Consider the following 19130-nt stretch of genomic DNA (forward strand, 5'->3'; position numbering starts at 1 on the left):
ACTATCCCGGCATGCCGGTCAACTGGGTCAAAAACCCCATCGAAACCGTAAAAAGCCGGTGGCGCAAGGCCTCCGGCAAGCGCCACACGGTCAGGGCCATATACGCGCCAAAACCGGCCAACACAAAGATATCATAGGCTATTATCAATCGCTTGCGCATGGCGTCCTCCCGGGGGAACGTTTTTCCCCTCGCCCCTCCCCGGAGCAAGAGCCGTTCCCCGGCGCCATGGACTGCGGCCACCGGCTTTGTTATGCGCCCGGGCATGCCGACGTTTCCTTCCGACAACACCAGATACTTCTCGCTTGCCACCTTGGGCTGCAAGGTGAACCAATACGAAAGCCGCGCCCTGGTCGAGGCCTGGGAAAAGGCGGGGCTGTCGCGCGTGGACGACCCCGCGGCGGCCGATGTGGCCGTGCTGGTCACCTGCGCCGTCACCGCCCGGGCCGAGGCCGAAAGCCGCCGGCTGGCCCGCAATCTCGCCCGCCAGATCAACCCGCAGGCGCGCCCCGGGGCCCGGGCCGTGGTCACCGGCTGCGCCGCCGTGGTCGCCCCGGACGCCTTTGCGGCGCTTGGCGTCATCGTCGTCCCGGACAAGGCCGGCCTGGCCCGACGTCCCTTTGGTCCGGACGACGCCGCCCCCCGGCCCGACGCGGTCTTTCCCGATCTGGCCGTCACCGGCTACGACCGGGCGCGCGGGCTGGTCAAAATCCAGGACGGCTGCTCCCACGGCTGTTCCTACTGCATCGTGCCTTCCGGCCGGGGAGCCTCGGTTTCCCGCCCCTTCCCCGACATCCGGGACGAGGTGTCGCGCCTGGTCGAAGCCGGGCACCGGGAAGTCGGCCTGACCGGCATCAACCTCGGCCACTATGGCCGCGACCTGGATGCGCCGGCGTCCTTCTGGGACCTGCTTGCCGCCCTGGACGAGGCCCTGGCCCCGCGCTTTGGCGACACGGTCCGGCTGCGCCTGGGGTCCCTCGACCCGGCCATGCTGACCGACGACGGGCTGGCCGTCCTTACCGCCTCACGCCTGGTCTGCCCGCACCTGCACATTTCCCTGCAAAGCGCCGATCCGGAGACTCTCGCCGCCATGGGCCGCCGGCCGGAGGATGCGGACCGGGTGTCCTCTTTTGTGGACGCGATCAGTATGAAATGGCCGACCTTCGGCCTGGGCTGCGACGTGCTGACCGGTTTTCCGGGAGAATCCGAGGCCGCCTTCGGCCGCACCAGGGACTATCTCGCCCGTTTGCCGCTGACCTACGCCCATGTCTTTCCCTATTCCCGACGGCCGGGCACCCGGGCGGCGGCCATGCCCGGACAGCTGCCCAAGCCGGTCAAGACCGAGCGGGCCAGGGAGTTGCGGGAACTGGCCGCCGGCAAAAAAGACGCCTTTCGCGCCCGGCTGGCCCGGGAAGACGCGGTCGTCGTGGCCCTGGAGCGCCAGGACCCGGCCGCCGGCACCTGCGGCCAGTATGTCGATTGCCGCTTCGAGGCGGCGGTCGCCGCCCCGCTCGGCGCCCTCGTGCGCGCCCGTCCGGTCGGCCGCGACGGCGACCTGCTGCTCGTGGCCCCGCTCGAGGCCGGGACCGGATCATGAGCACGCCCCACGAGCCCTTGCCGGGAAAGCTCGTCTGCTCGGTGCTGACAAGCGATCACGACGCCTTGTGGCCGCACTACGGGCCGGCCCTGGAAGCCCGCTTCGGCCCGGTGGAGATGGCCACGCCGGCGACCCCCTTCACCTTCACCGAATATTACGACGCCGAGATGGGCGGGCCGCTGTCGCGGCGCATGCTGGTCTTCGCCAACCTTCTCCCCCAGGGGGAGCTGCGCGCGGCCAAGCTTTTCACCAACGGCCTGGAACAGACGCTTTGTCGCGCCGACGGCACCCGCCGGGTCAACTTCGACCCGGGACTCGTGACCAACGAACGGCTGGTCCTGGCCACGGGCAAGAATTTCAGCCACCGCATCTATCTCGGGGACGGCATTTTCGGCGATCTGACCCTTGTCTTTCAGGCAGGGTCCTGGCAAACCCTGCCCTGGACATTTCCCGACTACGCTTCCCCGGAAATGCTGGCGCAACTGACCGACTTTCGACGCCGTTACCGCCGGGACCTCCGGGAAGGCCGTGCGGCCGCCCTCACGAACAAGACACTCTCCACATGATTTTTCTCTTGAAAAATGCCGCCGTATTTTCCAAGAGCACACCATAAGCAAGGAGCCTCCATGCCCAACAGCATGACCGGATATGGCAAGAGCCGTTTGGAGTCCGACGCCTTCACCCAGGTTTGGGAAGTGCGCGCCGTCAACAGCCGTTTTCTGGACCTCAAGTGGCGGCTGCCGCTTTTCCTGCGCCCGAGCGAACCGGCGCTGGAAAAAGTGGTGCGCGAGGCCGTGGCCCGGGGCCGGCTGGAAATCCATCTGGAATTCACGCCCAAGCGCACGGATATGTGGAAGGCCCGCCTCGACACGGGACTGGCCGGGGCCATGCTCGACGAACTGGCCGCCCTGGCCAAGGAACGCGAGGTGCCCTACGCGCCCGACCTCAACCGCCTGCTCTCCCTGTCCCATCTGTGGCAGGAAGAGACCGTGGACCCGGACCCGAACCTGTTCGTCACCCTGGCCGACGGCCTGCGTCTGGCCCTGGCCGATTTCAACGACGCCCGGGCCCGGGAGGGCGCGGCCCTGGCCGAGGATCTGCTCGCCCGGTTCGCCACGCTCAAATCCTGGCGCGAGTCCATCAACGCCCTGACCCCGGCGGTCAAGGCCGAGAAGCTGGACCAGCTCGTGGCCCGGATCACGGCCGTGCTGGAAAAAGCCGGCGTGGAGCCGACCCAGGACCGGCTCCTCCAGGAAACGGCCATTTTGGCCGACAAGCTCGACGTCTCCGAGGAGATGACGCGCCTGGCCGGCCATCTGGACCGGTTGGAGGGGCTCGTGCGCGAGGGCGGCGAGATCGGCAAGAAGCTCGATTTCCTGATCCAGGAGGCCTTCCGCGAGATCAACACCTGCGGCAACAAGGCCCAGAACCTGGACATCAGCCGGCTGGTGGTCGATTTCAAGGCCGAGCTGGAGAAGGTCCGCGAACAGGTGCAAAACCTGGAATAAGCCACGGGCTTTGGCATTGCCCGCGTTTTCCGGTATGCTCACCCGAACCGGCGGCGCCGTCGTCCGTCATCTCTGTGCCCGAGGGGAGGCCATGCGCCAAACGCTGCTCAATATCGGTTTCGGCAACTATGTCGCGGCGTCCCGCGTCACGGCCATCGTCAACCCCGCGTCCTCGCCCATGCGCCGCCTGCGCGAGGACGCCCGGGCCGAGAAACGACTCATCGACGCGACCCAGGGCCGCAAGACCCGCGCCATCATCATCACCGATTCCAACCACGTGATCCTCTCGGGCATCCAGGCCGAAACGCTCGGCGCCCGTTTCGCCGTGGAGGAGGACACCAATGCCGTCTAAGCGACTGGGACTTTTCATGGTCATCTGCGCCCCGTCCGGCGCGGGCAAATCCACGCTGATCAAAAAGCTGTGCGCCGAATTTCCCGTCCTGTCCTTTTCCGTGTCCGCCACCACCCGGCCGCCGCGCCATGGCGAGGTGGACGGGGTGCACTACCATTTCCTGTCCCGGGAGGACTTCGCCGCCTGGCGCGAGGCCGGGAAACTGGCCGAATGGGCCGAGGTCCACGGCAATTTCTACGGCACGCCCCTGGAACCGGTGCGGCAAGCCCTGGCCGCCGGCCGCGACGTGCTCTTCGACGTGGACGTCCAGGGCGCGGCCCAACTGCGCCAAAGCCTCGGGCAAGGGGCCTACGTCTTCATCCTGCCGCCCACCCGGGCCGAACTGGCCCGCCGCCTGTCCGGCCGGGGCACGGATTCGCCGGAAGTGGTGGCCGGCAGGCTGGCCGCCGCGTCCAAGGAAATCGCCCAGGCCCCGCTTTTCGACTACTGGGTGGAAAACGCCGAACTGGAGACGGCCTACGCCGACCTGCGAGCCGTTTACATGGCCGAACGCCGCCGGCCCCGCTGTCATCCGCACCTGATTCCCGAACTGCTGGCCCAATGGGATGCGGCCATTTGACGCCTGCTTTTTCGTATTGCGCGTTGACCAGGCGGGCTTTTTCCGGTTAAATCGAAAAAAATTTCAGCCGTATCGCCCCAAACGCCATGACCGAACAACGCCACAACGACCACACCCCGGGCGCCGCGCCGGCCGCCGATTCCGCCGGCAAGCCCCGCGAGCGCATCAAGGGCATCTTCTCCACCCAGGCCATCCAAAAGGTGGGCACGGGCACCACCACCCGCCGCACCATCCAGAAGATGTACTGGTTCGTGGAGGAGGACACGGCCGGCACCCTGGAAATCCAGCCACTCAACAAGAATTACGTCCCTTCCGGCCCCAAACGCCGCATCGGACTGGAAGAGCTGCTGGAAAAATTTTCCCCGGAGCCGGAATTCTACGTGTCCACGGTCTATCCGCGGCTGCGCGAACTCAACATGGTCATCCAGAAAGGGGAGCGACACCGGGAAAAGGGCGAGAACTTCAGCGCCGAGCTGGAATTCGGCCAGGCGCTGGCCGTGGACGAGGAGAACATCCGGGCCAATTTCGGCCTGGGGCTCACCTACCTCGACCGGGGCGAGGCCAACAAGGCCGACGACATCTTTCAGCGTCTGGTGCGCCTCGACGCCGCCTTCGACAAGGACCACAAGCACCTTTTCAACGAGTTCGGCATCAACCTGCGCAAGAACAAGATGCTCGACCAGGCGCTCACCTACTACCAGCGGGCCGAGGAACTGGCCATCCGCGACGACAACCTGATGTTCAACATCGCCCGGGCGTTCTTCGACAAGAAAGACTACGCCAGGACCATGGAGTACCTGCAAAAAGCCCTGGCCTTAAACCCCGACAACAGCGAATCGCGGCGCTTTGCCGCCTTTCTCGAGGAAAAGGGCCTGGCCAAGGTGGGTGACGTGCCGTCGCAACCCCTTCCCGAGGCTCCAGCCGCCAAAGCCTCCGCCCCCAAGGCCTCCGAGGCCGAGACCCCGGCGGACGACCTCCCATGAACCAGGAACGGGCGCAGCGTTTTTTACTCGAACTGCCCGCCGTCCGCGATGACCTGCCCTTCTCCCCCGCCCTGCTCACCCGGCTTTTCCGCCTGACCGAAGAAGACGGCGCTTCGCCCCTCGAAGCCATCGCCGAGGCCATCGCCGAGGACCAGGGGCTTTCGGCCCGGGTGCTGGGGCTCGCCAATTCCGCTTTTTACGGCTTGCAGGCCGAGGTCGGCAACGTCGCCCGGGCCGTGGCCGTGCTGGGGCTTCGCGAGGTGCGCGGGCTGGTGCTGGCCCTCGGCATGCGCGGGCTGGCCGCAGTCCGTCCCCTGCCCCCGGGTTTTGTGCTTTCCCCCTATCTCGAGCACCAGCTGTCCGTGGCCGTGGCGGCCATGGAACTGGCCCGGGAAACCGGGGTCATGGACCCGGACGATGCCTTCACCGCCGGCCTGCTCCATGACCTCGGCAAGCTCATCACCGCCCTGTACCGGCCGGACGACTGGCTGGCCGAGGCGCAGCTGGCCGCGGCCCAGGACCTGCCCTGGCACGAGGCCGAGGAGCGCCACTGGGGCCTGGACCATGGCCTGATCGGAGCCATGGTGCTCGCGTCCTGGAATCTGCCGCCACGCCTCACCGAACCCGTCAACTGGCACCATGCCCCGGACGCCGCCCCGGAGAACCCCGGGCCCTGCCGGCTGTTGGGGCTGGCCGACGCCTGCGTGCACGAACGCGCCGGCGAGCCCTTGCCCGACGGGGACGTGATTTCCCCCCTGGCTCCCGGCGTGGGGCTGCGGCCGGACACGGCCCGGGAGGCGACCGCCTCGGCCCTGGCCGCGCGAAACCCCGGACTGCTGGCCGCGGCCATCGGCTGAGTTCCCCCTTGCCTTGCCGGGTCCGCCCGGGCATCCTGTTTCTTTCTTCGGAGTGATCGTGCCCAAACGCTGGATTTTCCCCGCCGCCGATGTCGCGCCCCAGACGGCCGACCTCCTGGCCGACGCCCTCGGCGTCTCCCCGACCCTGGCCGCCCTGCTGTACACGCGCGGCCTGACCACGGCCGAAACCATGGACGCCTACCTGTCCCCGGGCCTGCGCCGCCTCATGCACCCCGGCACGATTCCGGGCATGGACGCGGCGGCCGCGCTTTTGGCCCAAAGCCTCGCCCAGGGCAAGAAAGTGGCCGTATGGGGCGATTACGACGTGGACGGCATCACGGCCACGGCCCTGCTCCTGGATTTCCTGCGCGGGCGCGGCCACGCCCCCTTGTGGCGGCTGCCCGAACGGGCGGCCGAAGGCTATGGCCTCAACATCCCCGGCATCGAGGAACTCGCCCGCGACGGCGCCCAGGTCCTCGTCACCGTGGACTGCGGCATCGGCGGCGTGGAGGCCGTGTCCCGGGCCAAGGAACTGGGCCTTGCCGTCATCGTCACCGACCACCACCTGCCCGGCCCCGAACTGCCGCCGGCCGACGCCGTGGTCGATCCCAAGCTGGCCGACTGCCCGGGCACCGACCTGGCCGGGGTGGGCGTGGCCTTTTTTCTGGCCGCCGCCGTGAACCGCCTTTTGCCCGGCGAACCAAGCGACGTGCGCCGCCTGCTCGACCTGGTGGCGCTTGGCACCCTGGCCGACGTGGTGCCCCTGCGCGGCCCCAACCGCATCCTGGCCAAAAACGGGCTGCTCCTTCTGGCCGAGGCGCGCCGTCCCGGCATCCATGCCCTAAAGGAAGTCAGCGGCCATAACCCCAAGGCGTCACTCGGCGCGTCCCAGGTGACCTTCGGCCTGGCCCCGCGCATCAACGCCGCCGGTCGCATGGGCCGCCCCGACACGGCCCTGGACCTGCTCCTCGCCCCGGACCTCGACGTCGCCCGGCCGCTGGCCGCCGACCTCGATGCGGAAAACACCCGACGCCGGGCCGAGGAGGACGCCATCCTGGCCGAGGCGCTGGCCCAGGCCGACGCCTGCCCGAACGGCCACGGCCTGACCCTGTTCGCCCCCCACTGGCACCAGGGCGTCATCGGCATCGTGGCCTCGCGGGTGGCCGAGCGCCGCTACCGCCCGACGCTGATCCTCACCGCCGACGAGGCCAAGGGCGTGCTCAAGGGCTCGGGCCGTTCCATCCCGGAGTGCGACCTGCATGGCCTCTTGACCGAAATCCAGGACGTGCTGCGCTCCTTCGGCGGCCACCGGCAGGCGGCGGGCCTGTCCATCGAACCGGACAATCTGGCGCTTTTGACCCGCCGCTTCGACGAGGCGGCGGCCAGGGCCCTTGGAGGGACCCCGCCGACGCCCTCGCTGACCGTTGACGCCGAGCTGGCCTTTGACGGCGTCACGGCCACCTTTATCCGGGAAATCGGGCTGATGGAGCCCTTCGGCTGCGGCAACCCCGAGCCGGTTTTCGCCTCGCCGCCGGTGTCGGTGGTCGCCAGGCGGCCCTTCGGGCAAAACCATGTCGCGCTGACCCTGCGCGACCCGGCGGCCGGCATCACCCTGCGCGGCAAGGGCTGGGGCATGGCCGGCGAGGTGGGAACGCAGTCGAAGGGCTCCACGGTGCGCGTCGCCTTCTCGCCGAAGATCACCTATTTTTCCGGCGTGCCCGAAATCGAGTTACGATTGCGTGACTTCGGCGGCGCACCTTCTGAACATGTTACCAATCTGTAATACTACACTTAATCATTTCAATAAGTTAACGACACCTCCTTTCTTGCACCCTTTTGTAACTTAGGCGTAGCCTCCAAAGCGCCACGCCAGGGCCGGCTTCGCCAGCCGGGTCCAGCGTGGCGGCCGTTCGGTGTGGACCGCATTTCCGCAAAGGAGGAAGGATTTATGAAACGTTTAGGTCTGTTGGCCATCGCGCTCGCCCTTGTGGCGGGCAGCGTCGTGGCCGCGTCCGCCGCCACCGAAGTCAAGATGACGGGCGACGCGTTCGTTTACGGCTCGTTTAACGCCAACCAGAACTTCACCGGCTGGAGCACCGGCTCCTGGGACAACAACTCCGGTGCCTACACCCCCGCCGGCACCCAGACCGAAGACCGGTTCCAGATCTGGGAACGCTTTCGCCTGCGTTCCGACTTCGTCGCCAACGAAGCCGTGAAATTCAGACTGGGCATCAAGATCCAGGACACCTGGGGTCATGGCACCTTCACCGCCGCCAACCCCGAAGTGGCCATCCAGGTCTACCAGGCCTACCTGCAGTTCAAGCTGCCGGGCTGCGCCGCCGAAGTGACCGCCGGCCTCCAGGACCTGTCCCTGCCTGAAAACGCCTTCTTCACGGATTCCGTGGTGTTCGGCGGCGACCGCGCCGCGGCCCTGGTGATCAACGCGCCGTTGATCGACAACACCCTGGCCGTCACCGCCGGCTTCGCCCGCATGCTGGATAAAAACCGGACCTACGACACCACCACCACCCAGGTGGCCGATGAGCTGGACGCCTATTTCCTGGCCCTGCCCATCACCGTGGACGGTTTCAAGGCCACCCCGTGGGGTGCCATCGCCGTGGCCGGTCGTGACGCCAACTACTTCACCGCCGGTTCCTACGGCCCCAACTCGACCTTCGCCGACAGCCTGCTGTCCGCCGGCACGTTCATGAACCCCGCCGGCTTCAAGAACGACCAGAACGCCTATTGGTGGGCCGGCGGCACCTTCGAGGTGACCGCGCTTGACCCGGTGAAGCTCTATGCCGACGTGATCTACGGCGCCGGCAACCAGTCCGACCGCAAGAAGAACCGGCGCGAAGGCTGGTTCATCGACGCCGGCGCGGAATACACCGGCCTCGACGTCGTGACCCCGCAGGTCTTCGCCTGGTGGTCCACCGGTGAGGACAAGTCCACCCGCAACGGCTCCGAGCGCATGCCTTCGATCCTGTCCAACTGGGGTCCGGGCAACAGCTTCCTGTTCGACTGCTCCCAGGACCTGGTCAAGCAGGGCAACATGGGCGTCAACCCCATCGGCTCCATGGGCCTCGGCGCTTCGCTCAACAACATCAGCTTCATCGAGAAGCTCAGCAACCGCCTGACCTTCGTGTACCTGCGCGGCAACAACTCGGCCAAGGCCATCCGCTACCTGAACACCTACATGGGCAGCAACCCCTACTTCACCATGGGGCGTGACCTGACCGACAACGAGTACATCGTCAGCGCCAACTTCGACACGACCTATCAGATCTACGAGAACTTGGCCGCCGTCATGGAGACCGGCTGGGCTCACGGCGAGTTCCAGAGCAGTGTCTGGGGCCACCGCCTGGCCGAGAAGTCCCGCGAAGGCGACGCCTGGAAGGTCGCTTTCGGCCTGACCTACAAGTTCTAGCGAAAGGCATCCCACCAACGGCCACAAAGCCGGGGTCTCGCGACCCCGGCTTTTTTTTATTTAAAAATTACAGTCGAGAGTGGCACTTCTGGCACGGCGCGTAAAAAAATTTAAACTTTCGTCCCAAAATCGCCTTTTCGTGGTTGCAATTTTGTAATTCTTTACTTAGTTGAAAAATCGAGACGGGACGCCACCCGTTTCACGGCGTCGGGAACGCGTAGCGTTTTACGCGCAACTTTGAGGAGGAAGGAATCTTATGAAGCGTTTTGCCATCCTGGCCACGCTGGCCGCCCTGATCCTGGGCCTTGCCAGTGTCGCCTCGGCCGCCACCGAGGTCAAAATGACCGGTGACGCCCGCGTCTACGGCGTTTTTTTCGCCAACCACAACTATACTGGCTGGAATGCTGCCGGCACCCAGACCGAAGACCGTTTCCAGATTTGGGAACGTTTTCGTCTGCGCTCCGACTTCGTGGCCAACGAGGCCGTGAAGTTCCGCCTGGGCATCAAGGTCGAGGACGTCTGGGGTCATGGCACCCTGACCGCCGCCAACCCGGCCGTCGCCATCTCCGTCTACCAGGCCTACCTGCAGTTCAAGCTGCCGGATTGCGATGTCCAGGTGACTGCCGGTCTGCAGGACCTGTCGTTCCCGACGAGCTCGTTTTTTAACGACTCCGTCGTGTTCGGCGGCGACCGCGCCGCGGCCCTGGTCGTGTCCGCCCCGCTGATCAAGGACACCCTGGCTGTGACCGCCGGCTTCGCCCGCATGATCGACACCAACCGCACCTACGACACCACCACCACCCAGGTGGCCGACGAGTTCGACGTCTACCTGCTGGCCCTGCCCATCACGGTGGATGGTTTCAAGGTGACCCCGTACGGCGTCATCGGTGTTGCCGGTAAGGACGCCAACTACGGTAGCGCCGGCTTCCTCGAGTACCTGGTTTCCGCCGGTTCCTACCTCAACGGCTGGAAGAACGACCAGAACGCCTACTGGTGGGCTGGCGGCACCTTCGAGGTGACCGCTCTTGATCCGATCAACTTCTACGCCGACGTGATCTACGGCGCCGGTGCCGAGAACGACCGCAAGTTCGCCAAGCGCCAGGGTTGGTTCCTCGACCTCGGCGTCGAGTACACCGGTTGGGACGTGCTGACCCCGCAGGTCTTCGGCTGGTGGTCCACCGGTGAGGACAAGTCCACCCGCAACGGTTCCGAGCGTATGCCCACCGTGCTGCCCAACTGGGGCCCGGGCAACAGCTTCCTGTTCGACGATTCGCAGGAGCTCGGCAAGGAATCCAACATGGGTGTCAACCCCGTCGGTGCCTGGGGCTTGGGCGCTTCTCTCAACAACATCTCGTTCATCGAGAAGATGACCCACATCCTCACCTTCACCTACCTGCATGGCAACAACAGCGCCAAGGCCCTCCGCACTCTCAACTACGCCCTTGGCACCAACTCCTACTACCAGATGGGTCGTGACCTGGCCATGGACGAGTACCTCGTCGCGGTCAACTTCGACACCAAGTACATGATCTACGAGAACTTGGCTGCCGTCATGGAGACCGGTTGGTCCCACGGCGAATTCAAGACCAGCATCTGGGGTCATCGCCTGGCCCAGCAGGCTCGCGAAGGCGATTCCTGGAAGGTTGCTTTCGGTCTGACCTACAAGTTCTAGTTCGAGCCACGCCGCGCTCCTCCCGACGCCTTGGCCGGGACCTTCGGGTCCCGGCCTTTTTTTTATTGAAAAACAAGGGGATCACCCGAAATACCGCGTCGGTGGAGGGGCGGTGCCTGTATAAGGAATTTTACTTTTACGTAAAAAGAAGAACCGAAGAGTTGCATTTTTGAAATTATTTACATATTTGACAACTCGACGGGATCGCCACCCGTCGACCGCGTCGGGAGCGCGCAGCGATTCCCACATAACCGAGGAGGAAGGAATTATTATGAAGCGTTTCGCTCTCCTGGCCGTCCTGATCCTGGGACTGGCCAGCGTCGCCTCGGCCGCCACCGAGGTCAAAATGACCGGTGACGCCCGCATCTACGGCGTGTTTTTCGCCAATCACAACTACACGGGCTGGAATGCCGACGCCACCAAGACCGAAGACCGTTTCCAGATCTGGGAACGGTTCCGCCTGCGTTCCGACTTCGTGGCCAACGAGGCCGTGAAGTTCCGTCTGGGCATCAAGGTGGAGGACGTCTGGGGTCATGGCACCCTGACCGCCGCCAACCCGGCCGTGGCCATCTCCGTCTACCAGGCCTACCTGCAGTTCAAGATGCCGGATTGCAACGTCGAGGTGAGCGCCGGCCTCCAGGATCTGTCCCTGCCGCAGAGCTCGTTCTTCTACGACTCCGTGGTGTTCGGCGGCGACCGCGCCGCAGCGTTGGTCGTGAACGCTCCGCTGATCAAGGACACCCTGGCCGTGACCGCCGGCTTCGCCCGCATGATCGATACCAACCGCACCTACGACACCACCACCACCCAGGTCGCTGACGAGTTCGACACCTATTTCCTGACGCTGCCGATCACGATCAACGGCTTCAAGGCCACCCCCTGGGGCGCCGTGGGCGTCGCCGGCAAGGACGCTGATTACAGCGACGCCGGCTTCGCGCAGAACCTGTTGTCCGCCGGTGATTACCTGACCCCCTGGAAGAACGACCAGAACGCCTACTGGTGGGCCGGCGGCGCTTTCGAAGTCACCGCCCTCGATCCGGTCAACTTCTACGCCGACGTGATCTACGGCGCCGGTGCCCAGTCCGACCGCAAGGCCGCCAAGCGCGAAGGCTGGTTCCTCGACCTCGGCGCCGAGTACACCGGCTGGGACATCCTGACCCCGCAGGTCTTCGGCTGGTGGTCCACCGGTGAAGACAGCTCCACCCGCAACGGTTCCGAGCGTATGCCCGCCATCCTGGTCGACTGGGGCCCGGGCGACAGCTTCCTGTTCGACTGCGCGCAGGAGCTCGGCAAGGAATCCAACATGGGCGTCAACCCCATCGGCGCCTGGGGTCTGGGCGCTTCTCTCAACAACATCTCGTTCATGGAGAAGCTGACCCACATCCTGACCTTCACCTACCTGCACGGCAACAACAGCGCCAAGGCCATCCGGTACCTCAACACGACGCTTGGCACCAACGACTACTATCAGATGGGTCGTGACCTGGCCAAGGACGAGTACCTCATGGCCGTCAACTTCGACACCAAGTACATGATCTACGAGAACCTGGCCGCCGTCCTCGAGACCGGCTGGTCCCACGGCGAGTTCAAGACCAGCATCTGGGGTCATCGCCTGACGTCCCAGGCCCGCGACGGCGACGCCTGGAAGGTCGCCTTCGGCCTGACCTACAAATTCTAGTTCAAACGGCGCGACATCCTCCCGATGCCTGGCCGGGACCTTCGGGTCCCGGCCTTTTTTTGCCTCCACGCTTTCGTGACACATGGACAACAGTCACGATTCGGCTTCTTCTTCGTGACATATGTGACAATACCTTGAAATAACAACCGATCCGTACATTTCAACTTTAAAATGAATTACACGGACGTCATGTTCCGCGCCGCCGGAACTGTCGCCGGATGTATTGCCAACGAATGAACGAAGAGGAAGGATTCATGAAGCGTCTTGTCTTGCTGGTGTGCTTCGCCACGCTGTTGCTCGGGGCCGCGGCTGCGGCCAACGCGGCGACGGAAGTCAAAATGACGGGCGACTCCCGTATCTACGGCGTGTATTTTGCCAATCACAACTTCACGGGCTGGAATACCGCCTCCTGGTCCGGATCCAATCCGGCCAGCTGGAGCAAATCCGGAACCAAAACCGAAGACCGTTTTCAGCTTTGGGAACGGTTCCGCCTGCGCTCCGACTTCGTGGCCAACGAGGCCGTGAAGTTCCGCCTGGGCATCAAGGTGGAGGACACCTGGGGTCACGGCACCCTGACCGCCGCCAACCCGGCCGTGGCCATCTCGGTCTACCAGGCCTACCTGCAGTTCAAGCTGCCGAACTGCGCCGTCGAGGTGACGGCCGGCCTGCAGGACCTCGACCTGCCCCACTCCTCGCTGTTTAACACCTCGCCGGTCTTCGGCGGCGACCGCATGGCCGCGCTGACCATCAAGGCCCCGCTGATCGACAACACCCTGGGGCTGCTCGTTGGTTTCGGCCGCGCCATCGACACCAACCGTACCTACGACACCACCACCACCCAGGTGGCCGACGAGTTCGACGCCTACTTCCTGGCTCTGCCCGTCACGGTCGACGGCTTCAAGGTCACCCCCTGGGGCATGGTGGGAGTTGCCGGCGCCGACGCCAACTACTGGAGCACCGGTTTCGGCCAGAACCTGTTTTCCGCCGGCGACTTCGTGACGACGGCCGGCTGGAAGAACGCCCAGAACGCCTACTGGTGGATCGGCGGCTCCTTCGAGGTGACCGCCCTCGATCCGGTCAAGCTCTACGCCGACGTGATCTACGGCGCCGGCGCCCAGTCCGACCGCAAGAAGAACAAGCGCCAGGGCTGGTTCATTGACGGCGGCCTCGAGTACACCGGCTGGGACGTCCTGACGCCCAAGGCCTTCGGCTGGTGGTCCACCGGCGAGGACGGCTCCACCCGCAACGGTTCCGAGCGCATGGCCTATATCCACTCCAGCTGGGGCGCGGGCAACAGCTTCCTGTTCGACGACACCCAGATCCTCGGCAAGGAATCCAACATGGGCGTCAGCCCCGTTGGCAACTGGGGCATCGGCGCGTCCCTCGACAACATTTCCTTCGTGGAAAAGCTGACCAGCCGCGTGACCTACTCCTACGTGCGCGGCACCAACTCGGCCAAGGCCATCCGCTACCTCAACACCTATCTCGGCGATAACCCCTACTTCCAGATGGGGCGTGACCTGACGGCCGAGGAATACGTCATGGGCGTCAACCTCGACTCCAAGTACATGATCTACGAAAACCTGGCCGCCGTTCTGGAGACCGGCTGGGCCCACGGCCAGTTCCAGACCAGCGTCTGGGGCCATCGCCTGGCCGAACGCGCCCGCAGCGCCGACACCTGGAAGGTCGCCTTCGGCTTGAACTACAAGTTCTAGCCCCCCCTGTCCGTGGCGTCCGGCGCGAAGGCCGGGACCTTTGGGTCCCGGCCTTTTCATTTCAATAATTGTGCTTTTTTACGGAATTTCCAGCGCTGCTACGCGGCACGACAAGCCGATCCCCCCCCAAATATCCGTCGCAGCATCTCACATGTCTTTTTGCATTGTTCCCGCCCGAAACGAAAATTTACGGGCTCTTTTTGAGACAATGCAACGGCATTGGAATCGATCCTGGCGGAATCTAAAGACGCAGCATTCCATTGTACCGACCTGTTGCATGACCATTTTCGAAGCCCACCTGCAAGACGTAGGTTCGGCTCATATTATTTCATTTGGAATATAATTTACACTATAACATTACTCTTTAGTAATTAGTAAAAATTCTTTAACTTTTCCCTGGGATATATGCGGAACCCCCATTGCACGGTCACAAAACACCCTGTAATGCGAAATCGTGATCGCCGGAGGACTCGCCCTCTTTCGGTCCACATGCGCTACGGTTTTCCGATAAAACCCGCTTTTCCGGAGGAAGGAATCATGAAACGCATTTGGATCATCGCACTTGTGGCGGTGTTCGCTCTGAGCGCCTTCGCCAGCGCCCAGGCGTCCACCGAGGTGAAAATGACCGGCGACGCCCGCATCTACGGCGTCTTCTTCGCCGAGCACAACTACACCGGCTGGAACAACGCGTCCTGGACGTCCAACACCCCGACCTACTCCCACGCCGGCACCAAGACCGAAGACCGCTTCGAGATCTGGGAACGCTTCCGCCTGCGCTCCGACTTCGTGGCCAACGAGGCCGTGAAATTCAGACTGGGCATCAAGGTGGAGGACACCTGGGGTCACGGCACCCTGACCGCCGCCAACCCGGCCGTGGCCATCGCCGTGTACCAGGCCTACCTGCAGTTCAAGTGGCCGGGCTGCGCCGTTGAGTTCACCGCCGGCCTCCAGGACATCGACCTGCCGATCAGCAACATGTTCTACGGCTCGCCGGTTTTCGGCGGCGACCGCATCGCCGCCCTGACCGTCAAGGCCCCGCTGATCGACAACACCCTGGCCGTCCTCGCCGGTTTCGGCCGTCTGATCGACACCAACCGCACCTACGACACCACCACCACCCAGGTGGCCGATGAGTTGGACGCCTACTTCCTGGCCCTGCCCATCACCCTCGACGGTTTCAAGGCCACGCCGTGGGGCGTGATCACCGTGGCCGGCAAGAACGCCGGCTACTTCACCGCCGGCAGCTCGACCTTCAGCTCGCAGAGCTTCGCCGAGAACCTGGTTTCCGCCGGCACCTTCATGACCCCGGCCCTGTGGAAGAACGACCAGAACGTCTACTGGTGGGCCGGCGGCGCGTTCGAGGTGACCGCCCTTGATCCGGTGAAGTTCTACGCCGACGTGATCTACGGCGCCGGCGCCCAGTCCGACCGCAAGAAGAGCAAGCGCCAGGGCTGGTTCCTCGATGCCGGCGTCGAGTACACCGGCTGGGACATGCTGACGCCCAAGGTCTTCGGCTGGTGGTCCACCGGCGAGGATCACTCCAACTACAACGGTTCCGAGCGCATGCCGCAGATCCGTTCCAACTGGGGTCCCGGCAACAGCTTCCTGTTCGACGACAGCCAGGTGCTGGCCAAGAACTCGAACATGGGCATGAACCCGGTCGGCGCCTACGGTCTCGGCGCTTCTCTGGACAACATCTCGTTTATCGAGAAGCTGACCCATCGCCTGACCTACACCTACATCCACGGCAACAACAACCCGGCGGCCATCCGCGCCGTCAACGTGGCCCTGGGCAGCAACCCCTACTTCGAGATGGGCCGCGACCTGACCTCCAACGAGTTCGCCATGGGTGTGAACTTCGACTCCAAGTACATGATCTATGAAAACCTGGCCGCCGTCCTCGAGACCGGCTGGGCCCACGGCCAGTTCCAGACCAGCGTCTGGGGTCACCGCCTGGCCGAAAAGTCCCGCTCGGGCGACGCCTGGAAAGTCGCCTTCGGCCTGACCTACAAGTTCTAAACGCGGTCGATCGGAAACCGGGCGCAGGCCGGGGCCTTCGGGCCCCGGCCTTTTTGGTTTCAGGCGTTAGGGGGGCGCCGCCTGAAACGGGACAGGCGGCAGGGTGACACTCAAGAAAACACTGCGGCTCTATACGTTTCAAGAAGCTGCGGGTCCTCGATGGATCCGTGATGATGGATTTGTTTCCAATCGTTTCCCCTCTTTTTATAAATCCGACTTGTGCGGATCGCCAATTCTATTTTAACGGTCCCTTTTTCAAATTCGCCACGTTCCCGTCCAGCCGCAAAAAACAAATCCCCGCCAATATGGATGGTATAGTCGAAAAATTCGACATACACTTTGGCAGGCCCGTTAAAGAGTCGCATATACAATGGTTCTATAGCACTCCACCCGCGAAGAACGCCGCCCAACGGATTAAAAAGCACGCATTCCCGTTGGTTCCAATTCTGACGCATCACATTCATATCACGACGATTAAAGGCGAAATAAAACTGTGACAAAGCCCCAATGGGACTATCCGTCCCCGACAACACACTTCCGGTAATGGGTTCCTGCATCGGTTCCATGCGTCACGCCTCCTTTGTCCATTGCCTGTTGGGAGCCATTGCTACCGACCAGCCGTCTGACAAAAAAGCGGCACCACCTTGCCGGAGACCGCTTCCGCGATCCCGGCCGCATCCAGGGTCCGCGCCGACGGGGCCGAGGCGATGGGCACCTGCCCCCGGGACAGAAACGCCTTGACCGCGGCCAGCGGCACCACGAATCCCATGTCGGGCGGCGCGTCCCCGGTGAGTCGCCGCGCGCCTTCGGTATCGCGCCGGGCCGCCACCACGCCGGCCACATGGCCGGCGGCGTCGAGGAGCGGACCGCCGCTGTTGCCGGGCAACACCTCGGCCGTCACGGCCTGCTCCCGGCCCGGCCCCGCGCCCCGGGCCAGTTCCCGGGTCCGACCGGCGGTGACCCGCAGGCGGCCGGACAGGGCCGCCCGCCCCGGATACCCGGCGGCATAGACGGGCGTGCCGGCCGGGAGTGCGTCGCCCTCGCGAAAAACCAGCGCCTCGGGCGGGGCTGCGGCCAGCCGCACCAAGGCCAGGTCATGCTCTGGATCGGCCCGCAACAGGCTCGCTCCCATGGGTTTTCCGTCCACAACGGCCATGAGGCGACGACAATGCGCGGCCACATGGGCGTTGGTCAGCACATGGCCGAGCCGGCTGACCACAAATCCCGTACCGGTGATCACAGGCCCTTTCGGCGCGGCCCCCGGTCCGTCGCCATGTCCCCGGTCCGTTCCCTGCTGCCCCCGGGCCTTGCCCTCGATGCGCAGGGCCACGGTCGGGTCGAGGGCCTTTCCGGCGCGCTCGGCCAAGGCGGTCAGACGATCCCGCGTGGCCGCAACGATCCGGTCCCCGGCCAGGGCATCCAAGGCCATGGCGTAGGCCGCGGCGGGATTTCTGACCACGCCCCGACCGGTCAGCAACAGCTCGCCGAGCACGGCCGCCGCCTCGGGCGAGCCGGCCCGCACCGCCCGGCGCAGATACCCCACCGCGTCCGCCGTCGGTCCGCCGCGCCCGGAAAGCCGCATCAGCCCCAGCAGGTACAGCGCCTGGGCCGATCCCTTGCCGGCCGCTTTCCGGAAATACGTCGACGCCATGGCGTCGCTTTGGGCAACGCCTTCCCCCCGATAGTAGAGCAGCCCCAGGGCGGTCATGGCGGGCGTGTTGCCGCCCTCGGCCGCCTGGCGATAGAGCCGAGCCGCGCCGGCCGGGTCCTTGGCCCCGCCGCGCCCCGCCTCGCGCATCGCCCCCAGGAGAAAAAGCGCCGAAGGACTGCCCGCCTTGACCAGGGGGGCCAGCTCGCGCAGGGCCACGGCATCCTGGCCGCGCTCGAAAGCGCGCAAGGCGTCGTCGTAATCGGCCAGCCCCGGCGAGGCCAGGGCGAGCAGACAGACGACAAGCAGCAGCGTCGCGCCGCGCCTGTTCATTTATGCGCCCCGTGCCCCTTGGCGGCGGGCGGCGGCGTCGGCGCGGGCGGCGGCGCATCGCTGGCCACCCGGCACAACCCGTAGCGCTGGGTCATCTGCGGCATGGTGGCCGCGCCGTGGTGCGAGGCCACCATGAGGAAATTGTCCGACGCCCCCGAATACAGGGGATAGACGGTCACCACGGTCATGCCGCCGTCGGGATAGCGCGCCATGGCGGTCAGGCCCGCGGGGCTCGTCATGTAGACGCCCGGCGTTTCCAGGGCGTCCTCCTCCAGCACCACCCGCTTGGCCTTGGGATCCACGATGTTGATGGTCAGGCCCGGGGTATTGGGATTGAGCGGCGGCTTGATGCTGACCGAACCCTGGGGCGTAAATCCCGCCACCACCCCATGGGTGAAGGCGCAGGCCAGCCGTTTGGCGGCAAAAAGCACCTCCCCGGCGGTTTCGTTTTTTTTCTCGGCCCCCCGGGCCGGCCCGGCCGCGAGGGCGATCACCAAAACATTAAAAAACAGCATCGCAACAATGCGTTTCATGCTATCCTCCCGTCACGGTTGCACCCGATCCGGCAGGCTAGTGGGGCGGACGCACCCAGGTCAAGCCGGCCGACCGCCGAGGCACGCCCCTGGAAGGGCTTGCCGCCACGAGCACTTTGGCGTAGTATAACGTTTGTTGGAAGCTCGGAATGAGCCTGAAAAAAGCAGGCAGTGACCGCCCTTATTCCGAG

17 protein-coding genes are annotated in these 19130 nt (G+C 64.8%); 13 read left to right on the forward strand and 4 right to left on the reverse strand.

Annotated features, from left to right (window positions below):
* Window position 1: 1 nt before the first annotated feature.
* On the reverse strand, window positions 2–160 hold the full coding sequence (locus K9F62_20075; protein UJX40949.1) for a hypothetical protein: 159 nt from the start codon (window positions 158–160) through the stop codon (window positions 2–4).
* Window positions 161–251: 91 nt separating this feature from the next.
* Here K9F62_20075 and K9F62_20080 point away from each other — a divergent pair, with 91 nt between their 5' ends.
* The 13 genes from K9F62_20080 (at window position 252) to K9F62_20140 (ending at window position 16425) form a co-directional block, all read left to right on the forward strand.
* Window positions 252–1595 (forward strand): MiaB/RimO family radical SAM methylthiotransferase, encoded by a 1344-nt coding sequence (locus K9F62_20080; GenBank protein UJX40950.1) that lies wholly within the window; start codon window positions 252–254, stop codon window positions 1593–1595.
* Window positions 1592–2161: a DUF4416 family protein gene (locus K9F62_20085; GenBank protein ID UJX40951.1), complete on the forward strand. Its 570-nt coding sequence runs from the start codon at window positions 1592–1594 to the stop codon at window positions 2159–2161. The genes K9F62_20080 and K9F62_20085 overlap by 4 nt, the downstream gene beginning before the upstream one ends.
* 60 nt (window positions 2162–2221) lie before the next feature.
* The gene (locus tag K9F62_20090; GenBank protein ID UJX40952.1) at window positions 2222–3103 is read left to right on the forward strand and encodes a YicC family protein; all 882 of its coding nucleotides are present in this window, start codon (window positions 2222–2224) and stop codon (window positions 3101–3103) included.
* Between the two features lie 91 nt (window positions 3104–3194).
* The gene (locus K9F62_20095; protein UJX40953.1) at window positions 3195–3455 is read left to right on the forward strand and encodes a DUF370 domain-containing protein; all 261 of its coding nucleotides are present in this window, start codon (window positions 3195–3197) and stop codon (window positions 3453–3455) included.
* Window positions 3445–4074 (forward strand): guanylate kinase, encoded by a 630-nt coding sequence (gmk, locus tag K9F62_20100; protein UJX40954.1) that lies wholly within the window; start codon window positions 3445–3447, stop codon window positions 4072–4074. Before K9F62_20095 ends, gmk begins: the two co-directional genes overlap by 11 nt.
* Before the next feature lie 86 nt (window positions 4075–4160).
* Window positions 4161–5057: a tetratricopeptide repeat protein gene (locus tag K9F62_20105; protein UJX40955.1), complete on the forward strand. Its 897-nt coding sequence runs from the start codon at window positions 4161–4163 to the stop codon at window positions 5055–5057.
* On the forward strand, window positions 5054–5914 hold the full coding sequence (locus tag K9F62_20110; GenBank protein UJX40956.1) for an HDOD domain-containing protein: 861 nt from the start codon (window positions 5054–5056) through the stop codon (window positions 5912–5914). Before K9F62_20105 ends, K9F62_20110 begins: the two co-directional genes overlap by 4 nt.
* Before the next feature lie 58 nt (window positions 5915–5972).
* Window positions 5973–7697, forward strand: a complete 1725-nt coding sequence (gene recJ / locus K9F62_20115) for a single-stranded-DNA-specific exonuclease RecJ (GenBank protein UJX40957.1) — start codon at window positions 5973–5975, stop codon at window positions 7695–7697.
* A gap of 165 nt (window positions 7698–7862) precedes the next feature.
* Entirely contained in the window at window positions 7863–9341 is a 1479-nt protein-coding gene (locus tag K9F62_20120; protein UJX40958.1) for an outer membrane homotrimeric porin, read from the forward strand.
* Window positions 9342–9597: 256 nt separating this feature from the next.
* The gene (locus tag K9F62_20125) at window positions 9598–11013 is read left to right on the forward strand and encodes an outer membrane homotrimeric porin (GenBank protein ID UJX40959.1); all 1416 of its coding nucleotides are present in this window, start codon (window positions 9598–9600) and stop codon (window positions 11011–11013) included.
* A gap of 271 nt (window positions 11014–11284) precedes the next feature.
* Window positions 11285–12691, forward strand: a complete 1407-nt coding sequence (locus tag K9F62_20130; GenBank protein ID UJX40960.1) for an outer membrane homotrimeric porin — start codon at window positions 11285–11287, stop codon at window positions 12689–12691.
* 254 nt (window positions 12692–12945) lie between these two features.
* A complete protein-coding gene (locus tag K9F62_20135; GenBank protein ID UJX40961.1) occupies window positions 12946–14406 on the forward strand; it encodes an outer membrane homotrimeric porin in 1461 nt (486 codons plus the stop codon).
* Between the two features lie 537 nt (window positions 14407–14943).
* The gene (locus tag K9F62_20140) at window positions 14944–16425 is read left to right on the forward strand and encodes an outer membrane homotrimeric porin (GenBank protein ID UJX40962.1); all 1482 of its coding nucleotides are present in this window, start codon (window positions 14944–14946) and stop codon (window positions 16423–16425) included.
* Window positions 16426–16535: 110 nt separating this feature from the next.
* Here K9F62_20140 and K9F62_20145 read toward each other — a convergent pair whose 3' ends face one another.
* Genes K9F62_20145 through K9F62_20155 form a run of 3 tightly spaced genes read right to left on the reverse strand, consistent with a single transcriptional unit; the run spans window position 16536 to window position 18939 of the window.
* Window positions 16536–16991, reverse strand: coding sequence for a nuclear transport factor 2 family protein (locus K9F62_20145; GenBank protein ID UJX40963.1), 456 nt, complete (start codon window positions 16989–16991; stop codon window positions 16536–16538).
* Between the two features lie 41 nt (window positions 16992–17032).
* Entirely contained in the window at window positions 17033–18406 is a 1374-nt protein-coding gene (locus K9F62_20150; GenBank protein ID UJX40964.1) for a trypsin-like peptidase domain-containing protein, read from the reverse strand.
* Entirely contained in the window at window positions 18403–18939 is a 537-nt protein-coding gene (locus K9F62_20155; protein UJX40965.1) for a hypothetical protein, read from the reverse strand. The genes K9F62_20150 and K9F62_20155 overlap by 4 nt, the downstream gene beginning before the upstream one ends.
* Window positions 18940–19130: the final 191 nt, after the last annotated feature.

The organism is Desulfovibrio sp. JY (assembly GCA_021730285.1).
Taxonomy (GTDB): Bacteria; Desulfobacterota; Desulfovibrionia; order Desulfovibrionales; family Desulfovibrionaceae; genus Solidesulfovibrio.

Bases quoted from the DNA above. Each gene is read 5' to 3' on its own strand.
- K9F62_20080 (UJX40950.1), top strand. From the start codon at position 252: ATGCGCCCGGGCATGCCGACGTTTCCTTCCGACAACACCAGATACTTC.
- K9F62_20155 (UJX40965.1), bottom strand. From the start codon at position 18,939: ATGAAACGCATTGTTGCGATGCTGTTTTTTAATGTTTTGGTGATCGCC.
- K9F62_20130 (UJX40960.1), top strand. From the start codon at position 11,285: ATGAAGCGTTTCGCTCTCCTGGCCGTCCTGATCCTGGGACTGGCCAGC.
- K9F62_20135 (UJX40961.1), top strand. From the start codon at position 12,946: ATGAAGCGTCTTGTCTTGCTGGTGTGCTTCGCCACGCTGTTGCTCGGG.
- K9F62_20105 (UJX40955.1), top strand. From the start codon at position 4,161: ATGACCGAACAACGCCACAACGACCACACCCCGGGCGCCGCGCCGGCC.
- K9F62_20110 (UJX40956.1), top strand. From the start codon at position 5,054: ATGAACCAGGAACGGGCGCAGCGTTTTTTACTCGAACTGCCCGCCGTC.
- K9F62_20120 (UJX40958.1), top strand. From the start codon at position 7,863: ATGAAACGTTTAGGTCTGTTGGCCATCGCGCTCGCCCTTGTGGCGGGC.
- K9F62_20085 (UJX40951.1), top strand. From the start codon at position 1,592: ATGAGCACGCCCCACGAGCCCTTGCCGGGAAAGCTCGTCTGCTCGGTG.
- K9F62_20150 (UJX40964.1), bottom strand. From the start codon at position 18,406: ATGAACAGGCGCGGCGCGACGCTGCTGCTTGTCGTCTGTCTGCTCGCC.
- K9F62_20090 (UJX40952.1), top strand. From the start codon at position 2,222: ATGCCCAACAGCATGACCGGATATGGCAAGAGCCGTTTGGAGTCCGAC.
- K9F62_20095 (UJX40953.1), top strand. From the start codon at position 3,195: ATGCGCCAAACGCTGCTCAATATCGGTTTCGGCAACTATGTCGCGGCG.
- K9F62_20140 (UJX40962.1), top strand. From the start codon at position 14,944: ATGAAACGCATTTGGATCATCGCACTTGTGGCGGTGTTCGCTCTGAGC.
- K9F62_20145 (UJX40963.1), bottom strand. From the start codon at position 16,991: ATGGAACCGATGCAGGAACCCATTACCGGAAGTGTGTTGTCGGGGACG.
- gmk (UJX40954.1), top strand. From the start codon at position 3,445: ATGCCGTCTAAGCGACTGGGACTTTTCATGGTCATCTGCGCCCCGTCC.
- K9F62_20125 (UJX40959.1), top strand. From the start codon at position 9,598: ATGAAGCGTTTTGCCATCCTGGCCACGCTGGCCGCCCTGATCCTGGGC.
- K9F62_20075 (UJX40949.1), bottom strand. From the start codon at position 160: ATGCGCAAGCGATTGATAATAGCCTATGATATCTTTGTGTTGGCCGGT.